This is a genomic window from Escherichia sp. WS338 (assembly GCF_046486405.1).
GTDB classification, from domain to species: Bacteria; Pseudomonadota; Gammaproteobacteria; order Enterobacterales; family Enterobacteriaceae; genus Escherichia; species Escherichia coli.
This window is the reverse complement of sequence record NZ_JBJQLL010000030.1, coordinates 19,251-41,867: the sequence shown is the minus strand read 5'-3', so window position 1 is coordinate 41,867 and position 22,617 is coordinate 19,251. Positions and strand designations below refer to the sequence as shown.

At 50.4% G+C, this 22,617-nt stretch carries 26 protein-coding genes, 5 pseudogenes and 1 other annotated feature; of the genes and pseudogenes, 17 read left to right on the top strand and 14 right to left on the bottom strand.

The genetic code is table 11. From position 1 onward, the window contains the following. Positions 1-106: 106 nt before the first annotated feature. From ACJHWT_RS20110 to ACJHWT_RS20090, 5 genes and pseudogenes are all read left to right on the top strand, one after another. Positions 107-496, top strand: a pseudogene (locus tag ACJHWT_RS20110) (GTPase family protein); the annotation flags it as partial. A 217-nt stretch (positions 497-713) separates the two neighbouring features. Continuing rightward, positions 714-3,110: a dynamin family protein gene (locus tag ACJHWT_RS20105; protein ID WP_000544691.1), complete on the top strand. Its 2,397-nt coding sequence runs from the start codon at positions 714-716 to the stop codon at positions 3,108-3,110. After that, positions 3,107-4,012: a diguanylate cyclase regulator RdcB family protein gene (locus ACJHWT_RS20100; RefSeq protein WP_000203520.1), complete on the top strand. Its 906-nt coding sequence runs from the start codon at positions 3,107-3,109 to the stop codon at positions 4,010-4,012. Before ACJHWT_RS20105 ends, ACJHWT_RS20100 begins: the two co-directional genes overlap by 4 nt. After that, the gene (locus tag ACJHWT_RS20095) at positions 4,009-5,079 is read left to right on the top strand and encodes a patatin-like phospholipase family protein (protein ID WP_000102624.1); all 1,071 of its coding nucleotides are present in this window, start codon (positions 4,009-4,011) and stop codon (positions 5,077-5,079) included. Before ACJHWT_RS20100 ends, ACJHWT_RS20095 begins: the two co-directional genes overlap by 4 nt. 135 nt (positions 5,080-5,214) lie before the next feature. Beyond that, positions 5,215-5,481: pseudogene (locus ACJHWT_RS20090) on the top strand (hypothetical protein); the annotation flags it as partial. Positions 5,482-5,617: 136 nt separating this feature from the next. Here ACJHWT_RS20090 and ACJHWT_RS20085 read toward each other — a convergent pair. Further along, a complete protein-coding gene (locus ACJHWT_RS20085) occupies positions 5,618-6,598 on the bottom strand; it encodes an IS5-like element ISKpn26 family transposase (protein ID WP_000019440.1) in 981 nt (326 codons plus the stop codon). Positions 6,599-6,685: 87 nt separating this feature from the next. Between ACJHWT_RS20085 and ACJHWT_RS20080 the strand changes: the two genes are divergently transcribed. The 9 genes and pseudogenes from ACJHWT_RS20080 to ACJHWT_RS20040 all read left to right on the top strand — a co-directional run. Then, positions 6,686-7,096 (top strand): hypothetical protein, encoded by a 411-nt coding sequence (locus tag ACJHWT_RS20080; protein WP_000846713.1) that lies wholly within the window; start codon positions 6,686-6,688, stop codon positions 7,094-7,096. 220 nt (positions 7,097-7,316) lie between these two features. After that, entirely contained in the window at positions 7,317-8,138 is an 822-nt protein-coding gene (locus ACJHWT_RS20075) for a DUF932 domain-containing protein (protein ID WP_001234530.1), read from the top strand. Between the two features lie 81 nt (positions 8,139-8,219). Beyond that, positions 8,220-8,699, top strand: a complete 480-nt coding sequence (locus ACJHWT_RS20070) for an antirestriction protein (RefSeq protein WP_000860076.1) — start codon at positions 8,220-8,222, stop codon at positions 8,697-8,699. 15 nt (positions 8,700-8,714) lie between these two features. After that, positions 8,715-9,191 carry a RadC family protein gene (locus tag ACJHWT_RS20065; RefSeq protein WP_001186773.1) on the top strand — a complete coding sequence of 159 codons (477 nt, stop codon included), beginning with the start codon at positions 8,715-8,717 and terminating at the stop codon, positions 9,189-9,191. 62 nt (positions 9,192-9,253) lie between these two features. Next, positions 9,254-9,475: a DUF987 domain-containing protein gene (locus tag ACJHWT_RS20060; protein ID WP_000692323.1), complete on the top strand. Its 222-nt coding sequence runs from the start codon at positions 9,254-9,256 to the stop codon at positions 9,473-9,475. Between the two features lie 73 nt (positions 9,476-9,548). Further along, positions 9,549-9,917 carry a type IV toxin-antitoxin system cytoskeleton bundling-enhancing antitoxin CbeA gene (gene cbeA, locus ACJHWT_RS20055; RefSeq protein WP_001285585.1) on the top strand — a complete coding sequence of 123 codons (369 nt, stop codon included), beginning with the start codon at positions 9,549-9,551 and terminating at the stop codon, positions 9,915-9,917. Between the two features lie 88 nt (positions 9,918-10,005). After that, positions 10,006-10,379 (top strand): annotated as a pseudogene (gene cbtA, locus ACJHWT_RS20050) (type IV toxin-antitoxin system cytoskeleton-binding toxin CbtA). Then, complete coding sequence (locus ACJHWT_RS20045; protein ID WP_000988600.1) at positions 10,376-10,570, top strand: DUF5983 family protein; 195 nt, start codon at positions 10,376-10,378, stop codon at positions 10,568-10,570. Before cbtA ends, ACJHWT_RS20045 begins: the two are co-directional and overlap by 4 nt. A 33-nt stretch (positions 10,571-10,603) precedes the next feature. Then, positions 10,604-10,696 (top strand): annotated as a pseudogene (locus tag ACJHWT_RS20040) (DUF957 domain-containing protein); the annotation flags it as partial. A 288-nt stretch (positions 10,697-10,984) separates the two neighbouring features. Here ACJHWT_RS20040 and ACJHWT_RS20035 read toward each other — a convergent pair. After that, a pseudogene (locus ACJHWT_RS20035) lies at positions 10,985-11,122 on the bottom strand (transposase domain-containing protein); the annotation flags it as partial. 62 nt (positions 11,123-11,184) lie between these two features. On the opposite strand from ACJHWT_RS20035, the gene ACJHWT_RS20030 reads away from it, so the two are divergent. Next, complete coding sequence (locus ACJHWT_RS20030) at positions 11,185-11,367, top strand: EutP/PduV family microcompartment system protein (protein ID WP_001016348.1); 183 nt, start codon at positions 11,185-11,187, stop codon at positions 11,365-11,367. Positions 11,368-11,467: 100 nt separating this feature from the next. Here the strand turns inward: ACJHWT_RS20030 and ACJHWT_RS20025 are convergent, their stop codons facing one another. From ACJHWT_RS20025 to dacD, 4 genes are all read right to left on the bottom strand, one after another. Next, positions 11,468-11,797 carry a DUF496 family protein gene (locus tag ACJHWT_RS20025; protein WP_000450409.1) on the bottom strand — a complete coding sequence of 110 codons (330 nt, stop codon included), beginning with the start codon at positions 11,795-11,797 and terminating at the stop codon, positions 11,468-11,470. Between the two features lie 171 nt (positions 11,798-11,968). Continuing rightward, the gene (locus ACJHWT_RS20020) at positions 11,969-13,027 is read right to left on the bottom strand and encodes an FUSC family protein (protein ID WP_001200891.1); all 1,059 of its coding nucleotides are present in this window, start codon (positions 13,025-13,027) and stop codon (positions 11,969-11,971) included. Positions 13,028-13,225: 198 nt separating this feature from the next. After that, entirely contained in the window at positions 13,226-13,699 is a 474-nt protein-coding gene (sbmC, locus tag ACJHWT_RS20015; RefSeq protein ID WP_001105398.1) for a DNA gyrase inhibitor SbmC, read from the bottom strand. Positions 13,700-13,817: 118 nt separating this feature from the next. After that, positions 13,818-14,984, bottom strand: coding sequence for a serine-type D-Ala-D-Ala carboxypeptidase DacD (gene dacD, locus ACJHWT_RS20010; protein ID WP_001379902.1), 1,167 nt, complete (start codon positions 14,982-14,984; stop codon positions 13,818-13,820). A 208-nt stretch (positions 14,985-15,192) separates the two neighbouring features. Here dacD and sbcB point away from each other — a divergent pair, with 208 nt between their 5' ends. Then, positions 15,193-16,620, top strand: a complete 1,428-nt coding sequence (sbcB, locus tag ACJHWT_RS20005) for an exodeoxyribonuclease I (protein ID WP_000980601.1) — start codon at positions 15,193-15,195, stop codon at positions 16,618-16,620. 42 nt (positions 16,621-16,662) lie between these two features. Here sbcB and tsuB read toward each other — a convergent pair whose 3' ends face one another. The 8 genes from tsuB to yefM all read right to left on the bottom strand — a co-directional run bounded on the left by tsuB (position 16,663) and on the right by yefM (position 22,150). Further along, complete coding sequence (gene tsuB / locus ACJHWT_RS20000) at positions 16,663-16,890, bottom strand: thiosulfate utilization sulfurtransferase TsuB/YeeD (protein ID WP_000985273.1); 228 nt, start codon at positions 16,888-16,890, stop codon at positions 16,663-16,665. 13 nt (positions 16,891-16,903) lie between these two features. Next, on the bottom strand, positions 16,904-17,962 hold the full coding sequence (gene tsuA / locus ACJHWT_RS19995; RefSeq protein ID WP_165473689.1) for a thiosulfate utilization transporter TsuA/YeeE: 1,059 nt from the start codon (positions 17,960-17,962) through the stop codon (positions 16,904-16,906). A 178-nt stretch (positions 17,963-18,140) separates the two neighbouring features. Next, a complete protein-coding gene (plaP, locus tag ACJHWT_RS19990; protein ID WP_000019197.1) occupies positions 18,141-19,499 on the bottom strand; it encodes a putrescine/proton symporter PlaP in 1,359 nt (452 codons plus the stop codon). Beyond that, positions 19,489-19,551 carry a membrane protein YoeI gene (gene yoeI / locus ACJHWT_RS19985; RefSeq protein WP_010723108.1) on the bottom strand — a complete coding sequence of 21 codons (63 nt, stop codon included), beginning with the start codon at positions 19,549-19,551 and terminating at the stop codon, positions 19,489-19,491. Before yoeI ends, plaP begins: the two co-directional genes overlap by 11 nt. Positions 19,552-19,765: 214 nt before the next feature. After that, on the bottom strand, positions 19,766-20,695 hold the full coding sequence (locus ACJHWT_RS19980; protein WP_165473688.1) for a LysR family transcriptional regulator: 930 nt from the start codon (positions 20,693-20,695) through the stop codon (positions 19,766-19,768). A gap of 45 nt (positions 20,696-20,740) precedes the next feature. Beyond that, complete coding sequence (locus ACJHWT_RS19975; protein ID WP_000754749.1) at positions 20,741-21,565, bottom strand: SDR family oxidoreductase; 825 nt, start codon at positions 21,563-21,565, stop codon at positions 20,741-20,743. A gap of 82 nt (positions 21,566-21,647) precedes the next feature. After that, positions 21,648-21,902 (bottom strand): type II toxin-antitoxin system mRNA interferase toxin YoeB, encoded by a 255-nt coding sequence (yoeB, locus tag ACJHWT_RS19970; RefSeq protein ID WP_000767829.1) that lies wholly within the window; start codon positions 21,900-21,902, stop codon positions 21,648-21,650. Beyond that, the gene (yefM, locus tag ACJHWT_RS19965) at positions 21,899-22,150 is read right to left on the bottom strand and encodes a YoeB-YefM toxin-antitoxin system antitoxin YefM (RefSeq protein WP_001259255.1); all 252 of its coding nucleotides are present in this window, start codon (positions 22,148-22,150) and stop codon (positions 21,899-21,901) included. Before yefM ends, yoeB begins: the two co-directional genes overlap by 4 nt. 282 nt (positions 22,151-22,432) lie before the next feature. Here yefM and hisL point away from each other — a divergent pair, with 282 nt between their 5' ends. Then, positions 22,433-22,483 carry a his operon leader peptide gene (gene hisL / locus ACJHWT_RS19960; protein WP_001364200.1) on the top strand — a complete coding sequence of 17 codons (51 nt, stop codon included), beginning with the start codon at positions 22,433-22,435 and terminating at the stop codon, positions 22,481-22,483. Then, positions 22,459-22,582: a sequence feature (His leader region), on the top strand. Its footprint overlaps the gene before it by 25 nt. The last annotated feature ends 35 nt before the right edge of the window (positions 22,583-22,617 follow it).

Below are 22,617 nucleotides of genomic sequence, written 5' to 3'. Positions count from 1 at the left end.
CATACTCCTCCGGCAGAAGCAGAAAAAGCTTATTATGCTTCCATCGGAAACGATGATCTGGCAGCCTGAGTTCACAGATAAAACACTCTCCAGGAAACCCGGGGCGGTTCAGGATATGGCCGGTATTCAGCCTTCTCCCGCACAGGCACAGAACATTCGCGAAAAAACGGAGGCGGTATTCCGTCTGTTCCGGCCCGTACATCGGGTTGTTGCCGTATCGGCCCGCACCGGCTGGGAACTGGATACGCTGGTCAGTGCGCTCATGACAGCACTTCCCGACCATGCCGCCAGTCCCCTGATGACCCGCCTGCAGGACGAGCTGCGCACGGAGTCTGTCCGGTCTCAGGCCCGTGAACAGTTTACCGGTGCGGTGGACCGGATATTTGACACGGCGGAGAGCGTCTGCATTGCCTCTGTTGCACGCACGGTTCTGCGCGCCGTCCGTGACTCGGTGGTCTCTGTTGCCCGCGCGGTATGGAACTGGATTTTCTTCTGAACCCGGTGGTGATGTACCAGGCTGTTGTTACAGATTTTTAACTCCATGAAAACACTATGCAAACGCAGCCATACCCGGGTTGTCCCCTTGCGTTGTGTTTCTCAAGTTAATAGAATACATCGATCGTTACTATCATATCGATCGTTATAAACGATCATTTGTAGTAAATGACCTCCTCCGTGGTTGTCATGAAAATGCGTCTTAGGAAGGTTAAATAATGCACGAAAAGAACATCGCCCTGCTTTGTGATGAAGCCGACCGGCTTTTGCAACTGAATATCAATCTGCTCCGGCAAATGGTTGATGAGCCGGATGTGTTATCTGACAGTAAGAACGAAAACGGGCTGCTTTTTGATAAACGGAAAGCGCTGAAAAGAATTGAGGAGCTGGAGGGCGAACAAATCAAAACCGCCCGCAGGGAGATGGTGCTGGCTGTTGTCGGCACGATGAAAGCAGGCAAATCAACCACCATCAACGCCATTGTGGGGCAGGAAATTCTGCCTAACCGTAACCGCCCCATGACCTCTGTACCGACACTCATCCGCCACGTTCCCGGAAAAACTGAGCCGGTCCTCCATCTGGAACATATTCAGCCTGTCCGCAATTTATTAATCACACTGCAGGAAAAACTCGCCACCCCGGCAGGACAGCAAGTCGCACAGACCCTGCTGCAAACCGGGGATACCCGTGAACTGCTGGATATTCTGACGGATGATGGCTGGCTCAAAAATGAATACCACGGGGAGGAGGAAATCTTTACCGGACTGGCATCGTTAAACGATCTGGTTCGTCTTGCTGCGGCAATGGGGAGTGAGTTTCCTTTTGATGAATACGCAGAAGTGCAGAAACTGCCGGTGATCGACGTGGAATTCAGCCATCTGGTGGGGATGGATGCATGCCAGGGAACACTCACACTGCTGGATACCCCCGGCCCTAATGAAGCCGGCCAGCCGCAGATGGAAGTGATGATGCGGGATCAACTGCAGAAAGCTTCTGCGGTTCTGGCAGTGATGGATTACACCCAGATGAACTCAAAAGCGGATGAAGACGTCCGTAAAGAGCTTAATGCCATTGCGGACGTATCAGTTGGCCGCCTGTTTGTGCTGGTCAATAAATTTGATGAGAAAGACCGCAATGGCGATGGGGCAGATGCCGTACGCCAGAAAGTTCCGGCAATGCTGAACAGCGATGTGCTGCCCGCCTCCCGCGTTTATCCCGGATCCTCACGCCAGGCATACCTGGCTAACCGTGCGCTTCATGAGTTACGGAAAAACGGAACCCTTCCTGTTGATGAAGCCTGGGTCGATGATTTTGTCAGGGAAGCTTTCGGTCGCATGAAAAAAGATTACGTCTGTAAAGACAGCGAACTGGCAACTGAAGGGGCAACAGACCTGTGGGAAGGCTCACTTATCGATCAACTGATAACGGAAGTCATACAGAGTTCCCATTCCAGAGCGGCGGCACTGGCGGTTGATTCTGCCGCCGCAAAACTGATGCAGAATGCGGAAAATGTCAGCGAATATCTGTCATTACGCCATCAGGGGCTACAGCAAAGCATTCAGTCACTGCAGGCGCATATCACCAGCCTGCTTGCGGATATCCGGGAAATCGCGGACTGTCAGGAGCAGGTGACCGCTGATGTCAGAATGGCCATGGAGGAGATCGATGCCAGAACCCGGGAATTACTCACGGGGGTCTGCACCTCACTGGAAGAGGAACTGAATGACTATTTCAGAACCGGTAAACGCAAAGAACAGCAAATGCTGGAGGAAGAAGACACAGAACAACGAAGGTCCCGGTCCGGATTATGGGGAAAGATTTATCGATGGTCCGGTATCAATAACCCGGGCTGGGAGGATGACAGGATACGAGTCTTTGATCCGGAAAACCCCGAGATAACATTAAATAATCGCAGGGAAGCCCTTGAACTGATGACGCAAATCGAATCGACCGTGACCAGCCTGCACAGTGAGGCTGAGGCACAGTTCCGGCCTGAGCTGGAGAAAATCGTCAGCGGGATTGAAACAGGTTTTCGTGGTACGGCCCTGTATGCGACAGAAAACATCGCCGGACGTATCAATGCCCGCCTGGCGGATGAGGGCTTCACTGTAAAAATCAGTTTTCCGGCAGTCAGTCAGTTACAGACCCGGCTCGCGGTAAAAACAAATCTGAGTGCGCTTATGGAGGAAAGAACGGAGACAGTCACCCGTCGCCGTCGGAAGGATAGCTTCATTGGAAAGATTTGTGGATGGATTGGCACCAAAGAATGGGGATGGGAAAACTATAACGTGGATGTGAGCCGCAGTGTTATCAATATCAACAAGGTCAGGAAGGAGGTGATGTCACTGACCCGGGCATATTTCGGGGAGCTGCAGGCATCCATTGAGCAGGATATTAACCAGCCCGTCCGCCAGGAAATCGATGCCTTTTTCTGTACATTCAGGGAGAAAGTTGAACAGCTGCGTAACACGCTGATTCAGAGCTCTGAAGATCATAAACGCGATCAGCAGGCGCAGGAACGGCTGACCGGGCGTCTTCAGGCGTTAAATGAAAGAGTTCCTGAGCTCATTACTGACAGTAAGGCGTTAAGGGAAGAACTGGAGACAATGCTGTGACTTCACCATTTATTCAACAAATTGCTGATAACCGGGTATGTCAGGTACTCACCTGTCTTCCTGAAAAATTTGTGGTTGATTTCGCAAACGGTATCGATGTTGCACAGGAGCATATCCGCACGGCCGGAGAGCGCACGTTCTTCCGGCGGTTAAAAGAGGGGCTGAGCGGCGAAGGTGCTGCACGGCAGAATGCCATCAATGCTTCGCTTGCACAGGGCGTTGAGGCATCCCTGCGCTGGCTGACGGAGCTGACAACGTCACTTGCCACCACAAACTACGCGATTACCCGGGTAAACGACAGGGTCAGTTCACTGGTCAGTGATACTGCCAGGCTGGCGCATTATTCCGCAGATACGCGGGAGCAGTTACTCACCCTGGCCGATCAGGTTCACCAGAAACTGAATCATCTTGAAGAAAAACTCCACCGTGTTGACCAGGTTCAGCGGGCACAGTTACATCTTGAGCAGATATTCTCATGGTGGAGTGCCGGGCGATATGCGTCCTTTTCCCCTGCCGGACGCTGCTATGTGGCGCTTGAAGAGCTTCGATGGGGCGCGTTTGGTGATGTGATACGTCAGGGCGAAACAGGGCAGGTTAACCAGCTACTGGATATTCTCAGACATAAAGCATTAACGCAGATGGCACAGGAGAGTGGCGGTAGTGCAACCGTGCGTCTGAACACTCTGGACTGGCTTGGTGGTCAGGTCCGGGAGCAGGCAGATAACGAGTGGCATGACGCGATTAACTGGCTGGGGGACTGGTGCAGTGAAGAGCGGCATCCGGTGATCTGGTCAACCACGCAGGCTGCAGAACACTTACCGGTTCGTATGCCCCGTCTCTGCTCTGCAGAGCGCCTCTCTGAAAGTATGGTTGATGAAATATTTCAGAAGGGGGCGGCATGAGTACAGAAATGAAAACGGGGCTGGTGCTGTCCGGTGGCGGGGCGGTGGGCGCTTATCAGGCAGGTGTGGTTAAGGCTCTGGCAGAGTGCGGCGCACAGATCAGTATGGTCTCAGGAGTCAGTATCGGGGCTCTCAATGGTGCCATTATCGCGGCCTCTCCCGATCTGTCAGAAGCCGCCGCACGCCTGGAGGCGCTCTGGAAGTATCTGGGAGAGAATCAGGTTCTGTCGGTAAACCGATCGGTTTACTTTTCATTGCTGAAAAAATTGTTCCAGGCAATGAACCTCTGCCAGATCCCCGGACGTGCAGGAGTACTGCTTACGACGCTTCTTCGCCATATATCGACAATCAACGGGTTCGAAAATCCGATGGCTCAGCCGTTGTTGTCAGATGGACCCCTGACAGGGCTGATGGATCATTATCTTGATACTGATGCTCTGTCAGACGGGCTACCGTTGTATGTGTCGCTGTACCCCACGGAAGGGGGAGTGCAGGATATTATCGACTGCATTCGTGCTGAACTGGGTGCCGGAACTACAAAAAACTCCGTTTTTCAGCATATCCAGAGCCTGCCCCGCGGGCAGCAGAAAGAAGCCTTACTGGCGTCAGCAGCACTGCCCCTGCTGTTCCGTCCCCGTGAGGTACAGGGAAAAATGTACGGTGATGGTGGTATGGGCGGATGGCAAAATATGCAGGGGAATACCCCTGTGACGCCACTGGTGGATGCCGGATGCAATATGGTGATTGTGTCGCATCTGAGTGACGGTTCTTTATGGGATCGCCGGGCTTTTCCGGACACCACAATCCTTGAAATCCGTCCCCGGAAAAAGCTGAAACAAACAGGGGAAGAAGGCAAAAGTGGCGGTCTGCTCAGTTTTACATCGGCACATACCGACACCTGGCGTCAGCAGGGCTATGAAGACACGATGCTGACGATGGAGCATATCCGGAAACCGCTGGCAGCACGTCAGGCACTGACCCGGTCAGAGGCGGTATTGCAGAAAAGCCTGGATATAACGGAAGAGGCAGATTTGGCACTGAGAAACGCGATGGCCCGGATTAAATAAAGACGCCCCAAAGAAACGCCACCGCCTGTGGTGGTGTTTTTCCTGTCTGGTGTTATTGAAAATATTTTCAGATATATATTACCTGAGAGAAAGTTTTACCCCTCACCTGTCAATTCACTCACTGGAAATTTAATTATGAAATTACCTGTAAAGTTATTAATGAGCCTTATATCTCTGGTCAGCGTTATTGCACGTGCCGGGGAATATAAAAATTACAGCCGGGATGAAATAAAATACTGGCGATATACATCATACAAGTGGGGGAAACTTCCGGAAGGTTTCACTGATGAGAAATTTTCCAGCGCCATTTACAACGGAAGAATATTTACAATGAAACGTTTACATACCCTGATGTTATTTCTGGCGGTTCTGTTCACGGGCTTTAACTTTAAGGAAGGTGCGAATAAGCGGGGAAATTCTTCTCGGCTGACTCAGTCATTTCATTTCTTCATGTTTGAGCCGATTTTTTCTCCCGTAAATGCCTTGAATCAGCCTATTTAGACCGTTTCTTCGCCATTTAAGGCGTTATCCCCAGTTTTTAGTGAGATCTCTCCCACTGACGTATCATTTGGTCCACCCGAAACAGGTTGGCCAGGGTGAATAACATCGCCAGTTGGTTATCGTTTTTCAGCAGCCCCTTGTATCTGGCTTTCACGAAGCCGAACTGCCGCTTGATGATGCGAAACGGGTGCTCTACCTTGGCACGGATGCTGGCTTTCATGTATTCGATGTTGATGGCCGTTTTGTTCTTGCGCGGATGCTGCTTCAAGGTTTTTACCTTGCCGGGACGCTCGGCGATCAGCCAGTCCACATCCACCTCGGCCAGCTCCTCGCGCTGTGGCGCTCCTTGGTAGCCGGCATCGGCTGAGACAAATTGCTCCTCTCCATGAAGCAGATTACCCAGCTGATTGAGGTCATGCTCGTTGGCCGCGGTGGTGACTAGGCTGTGGGTCAGGCCACTCTTGGCATCGACACCAATGTGGGCCTTCATGCCAAAGTGCCACTGATTGCCTTTCTTGGTCTGATGCATCTCCGGATCGCGTTGCTGCTCTTTGTTCTTGGTAGAGCTGGGTGCCTCAATGATGGTGGCATCCACCAAAGTGCCTTGGGTCATCATGACGCCTGCTTCGGCCAGCCAGCGATTGATGGTCTTGAACAATTGACGGGCCAGTTGATGCTGCTCGAGCAGGTGGCGGAAATTCATGATGGTGGTGCGATCCGGCAGGGCGCTATCCAGGGATAATCGGGCAAACAGGCGCATGGAGGCGATTTCGTACAGGGCATCTTCCATGGCACCGTCGCTCAGGTTGTACCAATGCTGCATGCAGTGAATACGCAGCATGGTCTCCAGCGGATAGGGCCGTCGGCCATTGCCCGCCTTGGGATAAAACGGCTCGATGACAGCGGTCATATTCTGCCATGGCAGAATCTGCTCCATGCGGGAGAGGAAAATCTCTTTTCGGGTCTGACGGCGCTTAGTGCTGAATTCACTATCGGCGAAGGTGAGTTGATGGCTCATGATGTCCCTCTGGGATGCGCTCCGGATGAATATGATGATCTCATATCAGGAACTTGTTCGCACCTTCCCTAATTTAAGGAGTCTATCATGAAAACTTTTATCAAAACTTTACTCGTTGCTGTAACTATTCTGTTCTCTGTCTTCGCTACTGCGAAACAAGTAAAACTGCCAAATAACATCAAATACGTTAATACTACAGAAGCGTTTTCCTGTACCGAAATTGACGGTATGAATTGCCAGACAAAGAATCAGTTCAACTATAAAGATAACAGCTATGTTTTCGTGCTTGAACGTGGTGGTGCCTGGTGCTACGACTACACTGTCTCGGTAGTTAACCTGAAAACCGGGAAAGCACAAATGATTGAATACGGGGACAATCAACTGTGCTCAGGTAGCAACAAACCGTTCTTCGAAATCAAAAATGGCGTACCGACGGTAGGAGTCATCGACACATCCGGAAAACCTGTCGTTGTAGCCCAGGACAAACTTAAAATCTAAGGAGTAAACCATGCGTTTCTCTGCACATTATTAATATCAAAGGTAAATACAGCCCCAGCCATTGTTACCGGAAAGCCGCTTAATGCGTGGCTCGCCAGTGAAAGGCCTCTCAGACAATAAACCTTATTCATTTCACCCGTCAGGCCGCGTCTTCTCCGGGAGACGCGGCTTTTTTCATTTATTGCACCAGTAAATCTTAACCACCGATAAGGAGCAAAGTATGCGATTAGCCAGTCGTTTTGGTTATGCTGCAAACCAGATACGCCGTGACCGTCCGCTGACACATGAAGAACTGATACGCCATGTACCCAGTATTTTTGGGGAAGACCGGCACACCTCCCGCAGTGAACGGTATGCGTACATTCCCACCATTACCGTCCTGGAAAATCTGCAGCGGGAAGGCTTTCAGCCGTTCTTCGCCTGCCAGACCCGTGTGCGCGACCCGGGCCGCCGGGGATACACAAAACACATGCTGCGTCTGCGGCGGGCCGGAGAGATAAACGGAGAACATGTCCCTGAAATTATTCTGCTCAACTCTCATGACGGTACCTCCAGCTACCAGATGCTGCCGGGTTACTTCAGGTTCGTCTGCCAGAACGGGTGCGTCTGTGGCCAGTCTCTGGGGGAAGTGCGTGTTCCACACCGGGGAAATGTAGTGGAGAAAGTTATCGAAGGGGCTTACGAGGTGGTGGGCGTGTTTGACCGGATAGAGGAGAAGCGTGATGCCATGCAGTCGCTGGTCCTGCCGCCACCGGCACGCCAGGCGCTGGCACAGGCGGCACTGACTTACCGTTATGGTGACGAACATCAGCCCGTCACCACCGCCGACATTCTGACGCCGCGACGCCGGGAGGATTACGGTAAGGACCTGTGGAGCGCATATCAGACCATCCAGGAGAATATGCTGAAAGGCGGGATTTCCGGTCGCAGTGCAAAAGGAAAACGTATCCATACCCGGGCCATTCACAGCATTGATACCGACATTAAGCTCAATCGCGCATTGTGGGTGATGGCAGAAACGATGCTGGAGAGCCTGCGCTGATGCCGTTTCCCTGAGTGAGGGAATCATTCAGCTTTCGTTCCTGAAAAACACACATTTATTTGTTATTTAAGGAGTTATCTCATGAAAACCGTTTCTCAGAATACCCCCACAATTTATTCAGCTACAACACCAGAGAATAATCCGCCTCAGTTGGTTGCCAGCCTCGTCCCTGATGAACAGCGCATCAGCTTCTGGCCGCAGCATTTTGGCCTCATTCCACAGTGGGTGACCCTGGAGCCCCGTGTCTTCGGCTGGATGGACCGTCTGTGCGAAGACTACTGCGGTGGTATCTGGAATCTGTACACCCTGAACAACGGCGGGGCATTTATGGCACCCGAACCGGATGACGATGATGACGAAACATGGGTACTGTTCAATGCCATGAACGGTAACCGCGCAGAAATGAGCCCGGAAGCCGCCGGTATTGCCGCCTGTCTGATGACGTACAGTCATCATGCCTGTCGTACGGAGAATTATGCCATGACGGTCCATTATTACCGGTTGCGGGATTACGCCCTGCAGCATCCGGAATGCAGCGCCATTATGCGCATCATCGACTGAATGGAGAGAAGCACAATGCAACAACTTTCCTTTCTGCCCGGAGAGATGACGCCCGGCGAGCGCAGCCTCATTCAGCGGGCCCTGAAAACCCTGGACCGCCATCTTCATGAACCCGGCGTGGCCTTCACCTCCACCCGTGCAGCACGGGAATGGCTGATTCTGAACATGGCGGGACTGGAGCGTGAAGAATTCCGGGTGCTGTATCTGAACAACCAGAATCAGCTGATTGCCGGTGAAACCCTCTTCACCGGCACCATCAACCGCACGGAAGTCCATCCCCGGGAAGTGATTAAACGCGCCCTGTACCACAATGCCGCTGCCGTGGTACTGGCACACAATCACCCGTCCGGTGAAGTCACACCCAGTAAGGCAGACCGGCTTATCACCGAACGTCTGGTACAGGCACTGGGCCTGGTGGATATCCGGGTGCCGGACCATCTGATAGTCGGTGGCAACCAGGTTTTCTCCTTTGCCGAACATGGTCTGCTTTAACCCTTCACAACCACATCACACCTGTTTTCACTTTTATCTTCTGTCTTCAGAGGTATCCCATTATGAAAATTATCACCCGTGGTGAAGCCATGCGTATTCACCAACAACATCCGACATCCCGTCTTTTTCCGTTCTGTACCGGTAAATACCGCTGGCACGGCAGTGCTGAAGCGTATACCGGTCGTGAAGTGCAGGATATTCCCGGTGTGCTGGCCGTGTTTGCTGAACGCCGTAAGGACAGTTTTGGTCCGTATGTCCGGCTGATGAGCGTCACCCTGAACTGAGTGGGAATTCTGATGAGCAGAATTATCGCCACTACCGGACCATTCTTAGCCGATTTTCTGTAAGGATTTTATCGTGTCAGACACACTCCCCGGGACAACACTTCCCGACGACAATCACGACCGCCCCTGGTGGGGGCTGCCCTGCACCGTGACGCCCTGTTTCGGGGCACGTCTGGTGCAGGAGGGTAACCGGTTGCATTACCTTGCCGACCGCGCCGGTATCAGAGGCCTGTTCAGCGATGCAGATGCGTACCACCTGGACCAGGCCTTTCCGCTGCTGATGAAACAACTGGAACTCATGCTCACCAGCGGTGAACTGAATCCCCGCCATCAGCATACCGTCACGCTGTATGCAAAAGGGCTGACCTGCAAAGCCGATACCCTCAGCAGTTGTGGTTACGTTTATCTGGCTGTTTATCCGACGCCCGAAATGAAAAATTAACTCTCCAGAATAGCCTTCTGCTACGGCCTGGTGTTTTCACCACGCCACTTTTCCATTTTTATATCTGCATATCAGGAAAATCTTCAGTATGAAAACATTACCTGTATTACCCGGGCAGGCGGCCAGTTCTCGCCCGTCTCCTGTTGAAATCTGGCAGATACTGCTGTCCCGACTGCTGGACCAGCACTATGGCCTCACACTGAATGACACACCTTTTGCCGATGAACGTGTGATTGAGCAGCATATTGAGGCAGGCATTTCACTGTGTGATGCGGTGAACTTTCTCGTGGAAAAATACGCGCTGGTGCTACCGACCAGCCGGGATTCAGCGCCTGTACCCGCTCTCAGTTAATAAACAGCATCGATATCCTCCGGGCTCGCAGGGCGACCGGCCTGATGACCCGCGACAATTACAGAACGGTAAATAACATTACCCTGGGTAAGTATCCGGAGGCGAAATGATGACACTGGAAGCCGACAGCGTTAACGTACAGGCGCTGGATATGGGGCACATTGTCGTTGACATTGATGGTGTTAATATCACTGAACTGATTAATAAGGCCGCTGAAAACGGTTATTCACTCCGCGTGGTGGATGACCGTGACTCTACCGAAACACCGGCAACTTATGCCAGCCCTCACCAGTTGCTGTAAGACAATGCAGTGATGCAGGGTATAGTGCCATTAACCACAGAAACAGCACTGTTGTCCTGTATTAAGCAGGCAAGAGAAGATGTCCTTACCCTGCGCCATCTGCAGCTTCTGCACCAGAACCGGTGAATCTCACTCAACAGGCTTCATTTCCCCTGACGCCAGCCTGAATACAGCTGGCGTTTTCATTTATAAACAGAAAGGAAAACCGATAATAATGGAATGGACGCCCCGACCATGAAGCAACGGTAGGATATTACTGATAAACCTTCCAGTGGAGGTGCGTTATGGCCGTTTTAACGATTAGCATTGACCTGACAAAAAATGAATTCCAAATCCACGGTCTGGGTAGGAACAGAAAAATCTAAGCTCAGAAAACGGATTAAAGTAAGCGTCAACGGAGCACCGTATTGACGCTTATTTATTGGTGAGAACTACGTTCCATGGCAGGAGTTCGTCAACACGGTTGGAGGGCCATTCCGGCAGTATGCTCAGAATATGGCGCAGATACGCTTCCGGATCGATACCGTTCAGACGGCAGGTGCCTGCTTTTCCGGCAACAAGCAGGAATCTCAGTGCTGAAGCAGGAATTAGAGGTAAAAACGCCCTACCGGGCCATGAATCACCCGGTCATTGGAGTAGTAACCAAAGCAGATTTAGCCAGCATGGAACAAATATCTTTGGTGAAAAGTTGGTTACGGGAAGCTGGAGCGCACAACGTGTTAGTAACCAGTGCAGTTAATAACAATGGAGTTACAGAACTTTTTGCCTTGCTGCATACAGAAGAAGGCTGTTGTTAATTTCGATTGGTTCTCAGATGAGAATGATGACGGTGATACACAGATAAGAATCAATGAGCAATGAGGGTTGCCGGGCAACCCTCATTGAATAAAACGGGAATTACTTCGCTTCGCCGTTTTTCATTTCGCCCATAGCTTTCAGCTTTTTGGAGATATCGCGGCGTTCTTTGGAGAGCTCGGCATTTTTGATGATGTAATCGTCAACGCGATCTTCATAGTCACCTTTCATGCTGGCGATGATGCCCTGGATTGCTTCAACGCTCATCCCAGGCTTGATGTAATCGCTCAGGTTGTCCAGCAGCAGGACGCGCTTCTGGTTGTCACGGATCTTTTTCTCAACGTCCTGAATTTCACGTTGCAGTTTGTTCTTACGACGGAACAGACGAACAAATTCCAGTACGTCCTGGAATGAAGGCTTGGTAGTTTCCATTTTTATACCCCTGATAATGTGAGAGTCGGATTCGTTTAAGCAACCGCTATTCGTTAGGGCCAACATTACTCATAGCTGCCGCAGATGACAATGCTTTTATCCCTTTTCACTATCATACCCTTTATCCTTGCTGAATCGAAGCAGCAGCAAGATGATTCTGAAGTTCAGGAATTATTTGCGCAAGGCCCGGCAAATCAGATTCGATAGCAACTCAAGCTGATGTGCCGTTTCCATGTTCAGCCACACATAACCATAGATTGGTGTTTCCACAACCTTCAGGTCATGGTGGTTATTGAGCAACTGACGCAGCTCTTCCACAGCATCGTTCAATTTTTCCGTATTGGCAAAAACCGGCTGCGGATTACCTTCGTACAACGCATGAACAAGGCTCAGCAGTATTTGCTGCATCATGTGCTGGGTATCACGAAGTTTTTGCGCGTTCAATAACACGAAATGGCTGGGGCGCGTGGCCCAGTACGCATTGATTTGCAACTCCAGCATACAAACCAGATTGCGGTTAATGGTCTGGATACCTTCATATATCGATTTTGGAATACGGGTTTCTTTGCTGGCGGGCGCAATCAGCCCACGCATTTTCACGGCATCGGTCAGGAGTTTTTGTAGATGGCTTTCCAGACGTGGGCGTTCGAGTAAGTTCGGTGAGAATGCAGATTGATAGACCCGATTATACTCGGTCAGACTTTTCGCCAGTTGAATGCGCCAGTGGATGAACGCCCGTTGTGGCCAGATACCGGTAAACAACATTGCCAGTAAAGAGCCGAGGATCACATCGCCGCTTCGCCATAACGCCGTATCAATTTCACCTGTCGGGGAACCAACAACAATTGCCAGCGTCACCCCAATCAATAATCCTTGATACGGTTTCTTGCCCAGCGCCAGCCAACCGCAAAGAAACATAGCCGCCGCGCACCAGACTAACATCAGCGGTAACGAGATTAACTCCAGTTGCAGAGCGATAAGACCTAATATCGAACCCAACACCGTACCGCCAATACGTTCGAAGGCGCGAGGGACAACGTTACCCCAGAACGAGATTGGCCCCATAATCACCACCATGGTGACCAGCGGCCAGGTACTTTCCGGGATAGTAAACAGGCGGATAATGAGAAAAGTGAGCAGGAATGCCAGCGCGACCCGAGTACCATGCACAATGCGGTAATGGCGGTATACCCGGATTTCAAACGGGCTTAATGACTTATCGGCACGCACGCAGAAACTCCGTAATGAAGATTAAAAGCGCTCATAACTCATCTGTCGGCCAGAAGGCGCGCCTCTGAATTATCCGACGGACAAACCGGGAACAGTGTAATTTCCCGGCAGGAGCGAAAAATTTGAAAGGCGCATCTTACTCTTTTCGCTTTCAAAAAAAAGAGTGGTCATCGCGTTAACACACCGCCCTGAGATGAATTAGTGATGTTTTGGCTGCACCGCAACATACATTTCGATATCCCAGTACCCATCTTCCGCGCCATTGTTCAAATAAACCTCGAAGCAGGGCTTTGGTAACATTTCATAAGCACTGTCCTGCAAGAGGCTATTAAAGAACTGATACCAGGGTTTAGCAAAATCATCACCGACTACACGAGCCACCGCAACCGCATACTGACCACCTGAAATTTCTGTCAGAATGACGCCCTCACTGTTTTCGGGGAGCGTAAAGTTATTCGGTACCGTCACGACGGTGTCGCAGCGTAATTTTTCGGCGGGTGTTTCATCTGGATTGTCGTAATAGACAGCAACCCACTCCTTCGGCACAATATTTTGGCTATCTACCCACATCATCAACTGCTCAAAACCTTTCTTTACCGTCTGTTCCCACGGGCCAACGAGATGGAAACCTGCAACGGTACGTTTATCTTCCTGCTTAATCTCGTAGTTCATGACGCCTCCATTAATACTGTTTTTATATACAGTATAGTTGCAATATTAAAACCACAAGGAATGAGTGTTGATTATGCGAGCAGACTCGCACTCCTGCCAGTCTGCTGCAAAAGAAAGGTCAGGCCTTATGGTGGAAATAATCACTCAGGCGAGAAAACATGCTGCCTTCCCCGACAGATTCCAGGGTAACCAGCGGCCAGTGCGCCACCTGTTTATCACGGTCGTAAAGTTCAATTTCCCCTACCCGCTGATGGGCGCTAATTGGCGCGGTGAGTTCTTTACCATCAAGGGTATATTTGGCTTTGATATGTGGAATTTCGGCTTTCGGTAGCACCATCCAGAACTCTTGTTCCGTTCCCAGGGCGATATTTTCTTTATCGCCATACCAGATGCGTTCCGTACCGACCTTTTTCCCACGGTGCAAAATTTGCACCGTAGTAAAGTTTTGTTGCCCCCAACGCAGTAATTTTCTTGCCTCTTCCTCACGACCTTTTGCGCTGTCAGCACCCATTACCACTGCAATGAGACGACGCTGCCCATCTACAGCCGAAGCAATGAGATTAAACCCGGCACCAGAAGTATGACCCGTTTTCAGGCCGTCAACATTCATGGTTTTATCCCACAATAACCCGTTACGGTTTTGCTGGGTGATACCGTTCCAGGTGAGGCTTTTCTCACTGTACATATGATAAAACTCGGGCTCGCCGTGGATGATAGCGCGAGAAAGCACAGCTAAATCATAAGCCGAGCTATGCTGGCCAGGTGCATCCAGACCATGCACTGTTTCAAAATGCGTATCCTTGAGATGCAGCTTCTCGGCATAGTTGTTCATCATTTCAACAAACTGCCGTTGCCCACCGGCAATATAGTCAGCCAGAGCAACACAAGCGTCATTTCCGGAATCCACAATTAAACCACGGCTTAAATCACGTACCGATACGCGATCGCCCTCTTTCAAAAACATCAGTGAAGAACCGACAAACACCGGATTATCTTTCGCCCACGCATCGCGCCCCACGGTGACAATATCGTCTGGCGTAATGCGATGACTATCGATAGCGCGATCCACGACATAACCCGTCATCAGCTTTGTCAGGCTGGCGGGATTGCGCTGTTGATGCTCATTACCCGCGGTGAGGATCTGACCGGTGGTGTAATCCATCAGTACCCAGGACCCGGCATGAATCTGTGGAGGCTGAGGTGAAAAAGGAATGTTTTCCGCCGCAAAACCAGACGATAAGTTAAAAACGAACAAAGAAGCAGCAATAATAAGACGGCGTTTCAACAGCAAACCCTCAGGAGTTTCAAATAGCTGTTCTTTTTACGGAAATACTTATGAACTGGCTGGAATAAAGTGCAAGAAAATGTGACTACTCTCTCATTTTTATCTGACATGATCTGTTGCCACTCGCTGTCAAATTGTTGCGCTAAAGCTGATTAGCACGGTGATATTTGATACTCTGGCAGACAGCAGAAATAACGGATTTAACCTAATGATGAATGACGGTAAGCAACAATCTACCTTTTTGTTTCACGATTACGAAACCTTTGGCACGCACCCCGCGTTAGATCGCCCTGCACAGTTCGCAGCCATTCGCACCGATAGCGAATTCAATGTCATCGGCGAACCCGAAGTCTTTTACTGCAAGCCCGCGGATGACTATTTACCCCAGCCTGGAGCCGTATTAATTACCGGTATTACCCCGCAGGAAGCACGGGCGAAAGGAGAAAACGAAGCCGCGTTTGCCGCCCGTATTCACTCGCTTTTTACCGTACCGAAGACCTGTATTCTGGGCTACAACAATGTGCGTTTCGACGACGAAGTCACACGCAACGTTTTTTATCGTAATTTCTACGATCCTTACGCCTGGAGCTGGCAGCATGATAACTCGCGCTGGGATTTGCTGGATGTTATGCGTGCCTGTTATGCCCTGCGCCCGGAAGGAATAAACTGGCCTGAAAATGATGACGGTCTACCGAGCTTTCGCCTTGAGCATTTAACCAAAGCGAATGGAATTGAACATAGCAACGCCCACGATGCGATGGCTGATGTGTACGCCACTATTGCGATGGCGAAACTGGTAAAAACGCGTCAGCCACGCCTGTTTGATTATCTCTTTACCCATCGTAATAAACACAAACTGATGGCGTTGATTGATGTTCCGCAGATGAAACCCCTGGTTCACGTTTCCGGAATGTTTGGGGCATGGCGCGGCAATACCAGCTGGGTGGCACCGCTGGCGTGGCATCCTGAAAATCGCAATGCTGTAATTATGGTGGATTTGGCAGGAGACATTTCGCCATTACTGGAACTGGATAGCGACACATTGCGCGAGCGTTTATATACTGCAAAAGCCGATCTTGGCGATAACGCCGCCGTTCCGGTTAAGCTGGTGCATATCAATAAATGTCCGGTGCTGGCCCAGGCGAATACGCTACGCCCGGAAGATGCCGACCGACTGGGAATTAATCGTCAGCATTGCCTCGATAACCTGAAAATTCTGCGTGAAAATCCGCAAGTGCGCGAAAAAGTGGTGGCGATATTCGCGGAAGCCGAACCGTTTACGCCTTCAGATAACGTGGATGCACAGCTTTATAACGGCTTTTTCAGTGACGCCGATCGTGCAGCAATGAAAATTGTGCTGGAAACCGAGCCGCGTAATTTACCGGCACTGGATATCACTTTTGTTGATAAACGAATTGAAAAACTGTTGTTCAATTATCGGGCACGCAACTTCCCGGGGACGCTGGATTATGCCGAGCAGCAACGCTGGCTGGAGCACCGCCGCCAGGTCTTCACGCCAGAGTTTTTACAGGGTTATGCAGATGAATTGCAGATGCTGGCACAACAATATGCCGATGACAAAGAGAAAGTGGCGCTGTTAAAAGCGCTTTGGCAGTACGCGGAAGAGATCGTCTAATTTGAAGCCTCCGCCGCTGGTACGGCGGAGGTCAATGTTGAGTCAGGCTTTTTGAACGGTGATACTCCACGCTGCATCGCCAATCTGCTGATAATCGGTGATGGCATGTCCTTCTTCTGCCGCCCACTGTGGGATTGCTTCAGTTGCCTGGGTGCAATCAAACTCAATTACCAACTCGTCGCCGCTGGCCATTTCTGCCAGTGCTGCTTTTGCTTCTATGAGTGGAAACGGACAGACCTGCGTCACCACATCCAGCTTTTTAATCGCCATCTTTACACCTTACTTAATTTGCCGCAGCAGTTGCCAGTCGCGCCTTACGCTGCGGTCGAACATACACAAGCCAGGACGCAGTCCAGACTCCGAGAATCATAAATACAAGGCCAATCCAGCCCTGCCAGGTCATCATTGCAGTCATAACCAGTCCATTACCGATAGAGCAACCACCTGCAATACTGGCACCGAAGCCCATCAGTACACCACCTAACCCGCTACGTAATGTTGTTTGTGCATCAGCTGCGCGAACGCGGAACTCACGGCTCGCTTTGGCTGCAATAAATGACCCCACGAAGATTCCTAACACCAGGAAAACGCCCCAGTTAATGTATTTCACGTCACCCGCGACCAGAAATTGCAGAATATTGGCCGTTGGGGAAGTGATTCCTAACCCAAACATGCGTCCGGTTGCTTCACTCAGGGGCCAGGCTAAAAGCGCAATCAAACCGATGAGTACAGCAGTGACAAAGGGATGCCAGCGTTTTTCAAACAGAATATGAGCGATCCCGGTTCGGCGCGGCGGTAAGGTCGCGACTTTGAGTTTTGGCTTCTTCAACTCTTTCATCACCACCCAGAGCGTTATCACCAGCAAAACGGCAACCAACGGCCACACAGACAAATTAAAAGTCTCAGCAATAGAGTTATGTTCAGTAGTGTAGTGCTGCAAGGTTTGATTTAAACCACTGGCGTGTGGAGAACGCATCACCGCACTCATCACCATATAAGTGAAAAGCGCGATCCAACTGCCGATCAATCCCTCACCCGCGCGATACCAGGTCCCGGTGGCACATCCACCCGCCAGAACAATTCCCAGCCCGAAGAGATACCCACCTATAACAGTACCAAGCCACGGGAACGCCCCGGCTTCGTAAGTCAGTAGGCCCGCCTGAATTAACGCAAAAACCCCCACGCTTTGTACCGAAATTGCAATCAGCAAGGCGTAAAACATGCGATTATTTTTCGCGAGATACATATCGCGAAAACCACCTGTCAGGCAAAAACGCCCACGCTGCATGACAAATCCCAGCAGAGCACCACAAATTAGCCCGCTTAATATCATTGAAAACATAAATTAATTAACCAGATGAATGTTAATAGGGAAATTATTCATGACTGGTGGAATGCAGACCAATAACCAAATTCTCTAAATTAGAACAAATGGTTATTAATGAGGATGTCGATAAAAAAGAATAAAAAAACCGGAGCCAAATATTCATTCGACTCCGGTTTATTATTACAAAAGATGATTACGCTACGTCTTCGTACTGCGGAACCGGGTTACGGAAACTCTTGGTGACGCAAGCCAGGTAAATCAGACCGATAGCCGCCCAGATCAGACCCAGAACCATTGAGCTTTCTTCCAGGTTAACCCACAGCGCACCAACGGTCAGCGCACCACACATCGGCAGGAACAGATACTGGAAGTGATCTTTCAGCGTCTTGTTACGCTTCTCACGGATCCAGAACTGCGAGATGACCGACAGGTTAACGAAGGTGAACGCCACCAACGCACCAAAGTTGATCAGCGCTGTAGCCATTACCAGGTCGAAGTTGATTGCCAGCAAGGCAATCGCGCCAACCAGGATGATGTTCATCGCCGGAGTACGCCATTTCGGGTGTACATAACCGAAGAAGCTTTTCGGGAATACGCCGTCACGACCCATTACGTACATCAGACGCGCAACACCTGCGTGCGCCGCCATACCGGACGCCAGTACGGTAATGGTGGAGAAGATCAGCGCGCCAACCTGGAACGCTTTACCCGCAACGTACAGCATGATTTCAGGCTGTGACGCATCCGGATCTTTAAAGCGAGAGATATCCGGGAAGTACAGCTGCAGGAAGTAAGTTGCAAAGATGAAGATCATGCCGCCGATCAGCGCGGTCAGGAAAATCGCACGCGGGATCACGCGCTCTGCATCTTTGGTTTCTTCCGACAGGTTGCTGATGCCGTCAAAGCCGGTAAAGGAGAAGCACAGGATTGTCGCCCCGGTAATCATCGGGATAACATGTGCATCGCCAGACCAGAACGGACGAGTGCTCGCCAGCGTACCAGCGCCTTCACCTTCAAATACGCCATAAACAACCATGCCCAGAATCACCGCGATCAGCACTACCTGCAACACGACGATTACAGTGTTGAAGTTCGCTACGGATTTCAGACTACGCAGGTTAAAGGCGGTCATAAAGGCCACCAGCGCCACCACAAACATCCACGATGGGATGGAAGGCACCAGAGCTTCAAAATAGATTTTCGCCAGCAGAATGTTGATCATCGGCGCGAACAGATAGTCGAGCAGAGAAGACCAACCCACCATAAAGCCGACAGTCGGGCTAATGGATTTCTGGGCGTAAGTGTATGCAGAGCCAGCAGAAGGATAGCGGCGAACCAGCTTCCCGTAGCTCAGAGCCGTAAACAGGATCGCAATCAATGCGAACGCATAGGCTGTCGGCACATGACCATCCGTGAGGCCTGAAACGATACCAAAAGTATCAAACAGCGTCATCGGCTGCATATAGGCAAGACCCATCATTACAACCGGAACTAACGTAAGCGTTTTACGCAATTCCACGCGAGAGGTGTTTGGAGTAACGTTATGCGACATGGTCATTCTCCTTTACGGTGATAACCGTCGCGTAAGCAAAAAATTGCCCCATTTTTTTGGATTCCTCAGCGACAACAACTGTCGATTTTTAGTAAATATCTATCCGGTACGAAGCCCGGCCTCTTGGTATGAATGATTGGTTTGAAGCAAAAAATAACCGACGCTGATGAAACGTCGGTTTTTAGTCATTTTTTGACAGCGGCGCATTGTGCCTAAATGGGGGGGAAATGACAAGAGAATGAGAGGCTTGTCATAATAATTTTTCTTTAAATGGCTGATTTTCCGTCATCAGATTTTGCATAAACACCGGCGATCGCACTATTTGCTAAAATTTCATCTCGCCACCAGCCGCTGGCAAGCCCTGCGGTCTGTTCATTCCAGCCAATCCAGACGGGTTCAAAGAGAGTTTGGGCGACCACTTTCTTCTCGATTAACGCGCCACTATCGAGAAAACGTTGCGCCAGATAACGGGGTAAATAGCCGCAGCCGAGGCCGCTAATTTGCAGCTCCAGCTTGGTTTTAAAATCGAAAACGGTAATGGCTTCTTGTTCGTCGAGAAGTTGTGAGGCCGTAGAAGCGCCGGCCTGCGCAGTGTCCCCCACCACAATCGCCCGATATCGTTTAATGATACGACGGTTTAACGGTTCTTCTTCCTGGGCTAGCGGATGATGAGGCGTGACCGCAAAGACTTGCTCCAAATCGCCCAACCGCGAGAAACCAAACTCACTGGAAGTTGGTGGCTCATGCATCGCGCCAACAATAATATCCGCTCGCCCCTGAGTCAGGGCATCCCAGGAACCACCGAGTACGCCATTGATAAACTTCAGGCGCGTCACGCTATGATGTTGATAAAAAGCTTCAATCAGTGGCGCAAGCAGAGAAAAAGGAAACGTGTCGTCCACGCCAATCACCAGCTCGTTTTCCCAGCCTTCATGCAGTTTGATCGCCTGCTTTTCCAGTTCCCGCACGGTATGCAGAACTTCCCGCCCTTTCTCTAATAACATTTTTCCGGTGCGGGTGAATTTAGCGCGGTGACCGCTACGATCAAGCAATTGAATATTAAGGTCGCTTTCCAGCTTGTGAACGGTGTAACTCAGAGCGGACGGCGTCTTGTAGAGTTTGGCCGACGCCGCCGCAAAACTGCCTTCTTTTTCTAAGGCATCGAGGATCATCAACACATCCAGCAGTGGTTTCATACACGCCCCCTTGCAGTGTATGCGGCGTCCTGCTGGCGTGATCGTTTACTCCAGCGGCATTACCAGCGGATCGGGATACTGGTATTCAAATCCCAGTTCATTACAAATCCGACTGCCATCAATAATCTTACCTTTGCCGCTGTCCAGACTATTTCTGAACTGCGGAGGTTCCAGCCCCAGTAAACGGGCCATCTGCGGATAGAAAACATTACGCGCAGGGTGAGCTGGCGCACATATATTATAGATGTGTCCGCCTTTAGGTGCCTGTAACAACAGAGTGATAGCGCCAATAACATCTTCTAAATGGACTAAATTAACACCATGTTCACCATCAGGCGCGGTTTTTCCGGCAAAGAAGCGTCCGGGATGACGCCCCGGTCCGACCAGGCCCGCAAGACGCAGAATATCGACCGAAGTACCGGGTAAATTGTGCAGCCAGTCTTCGAGTTCTTCTAATACTCGTCCACTGTTGGTTACCGGATTACGCGGGGTAGTTTCTTTCACCATGCCTTGCGCATCGCCATAGACAGATGTTGAGCTGGTAAAAATAATTCGGGGAATACGATGGGCCAGCGCGCTATCCACTAACTCTTGTACCGCTTGTAAATAGAACTCATCGCCGGAGCCGCTACGACGTGCCGGAAGCGTAATGACCAGTGCATCGGCATCCATCAGGGCATCCAGATCGTCAGAATCGCAAACTAACTCAGGCTCCATGCGAAGCAGATAGCTATCAATGCCACTCATTCGGGCCGCTTCGACACCATCTTGTGTGGTTTTACTCCCGGTGACTTGCCAGCCTCGCGCTGAAAGTGACATCGCCAGCGGCATGCCTAACCACCCTAACCCGACAATTGCGACCTTTTTCATCCGTTATCTCCTGATACACCTTAGATCTATAAGGCTACGCTAGCGTATCAAAACTGACAATTCATTCTATGAATGAATCTGTTCAATAATGATAACGACATGCTGCAATGAGCAGTGAATCGTCGGTAACCGCGTATACCAGACGGTGCTCCTCTGTAATGCGTCGGGACCAGAAACCTGACAAATTATGTTTCAGGGGTTCTGGCTTCCCCTTACCTTCAAATGGCGTTCTGCGGGTATCTTTGATAAGTTCATTGATCTTTTTAACAATTCGCTTATCTGTTTCCTGCCAGTACAGATAATCATCCCATGATTCCTCAGACCAGATTAGTTTCACTCAATAATGTCCTTTTCTGTTCCTTTGCCTGATTTCAGGCTATCGATTGAGTCCATCAATCTCCGGGCGTTAGCGGGGGAACGCAGTAGATAAGCCGTCTCTTCCAGCGAGTTGTATTCTTCGAGTGACATCAGAACACAAGCCTCTCCATTCTGACGAGTAATAAGGATCGGGGCATGATCTTCAACGGCTTTCATCATTGTTGCCGACAAATTCTGACGCGCTTCGCTGTAGCTAATTGTACGCATGTCAATCTCCTCTTTTGTACAGTTCATTGTACAATGATGGGCGTTAATTAACTATTTATTAATTAGTTTGTAGATCAAGGTATTGTCAGTGAGACGAAAATCCAGGCTTCGCTATTTTTGGTGCCGTCAGCTAAGAGGACAGTCCTCTTAGCCCCCTCCTTTCCCCGCTCATTCATTAAACAAATCCATCGCCATAAAATATATAAAAAAGCCCTTGCTTTCTAACGTGAAAGTGGTTTAGGTTAAAAGACATCAGTTGAATAAACATTCACAGAGACTTTTATGACACGCGTTCAATTTAAACACCACCATCATCACCATCATCCTGACTAGTCTTTCAGGCGATGTGTGCTGGAAGACATTCAGATCTTCCAGTGGTGCATGAACGCATGAGAAAGCCCCCGGAAGATCACCTTCCGGGGGCTTTTTTATTGCGCGGTTGATAACGGTTCAGACAGGTTTAAAGA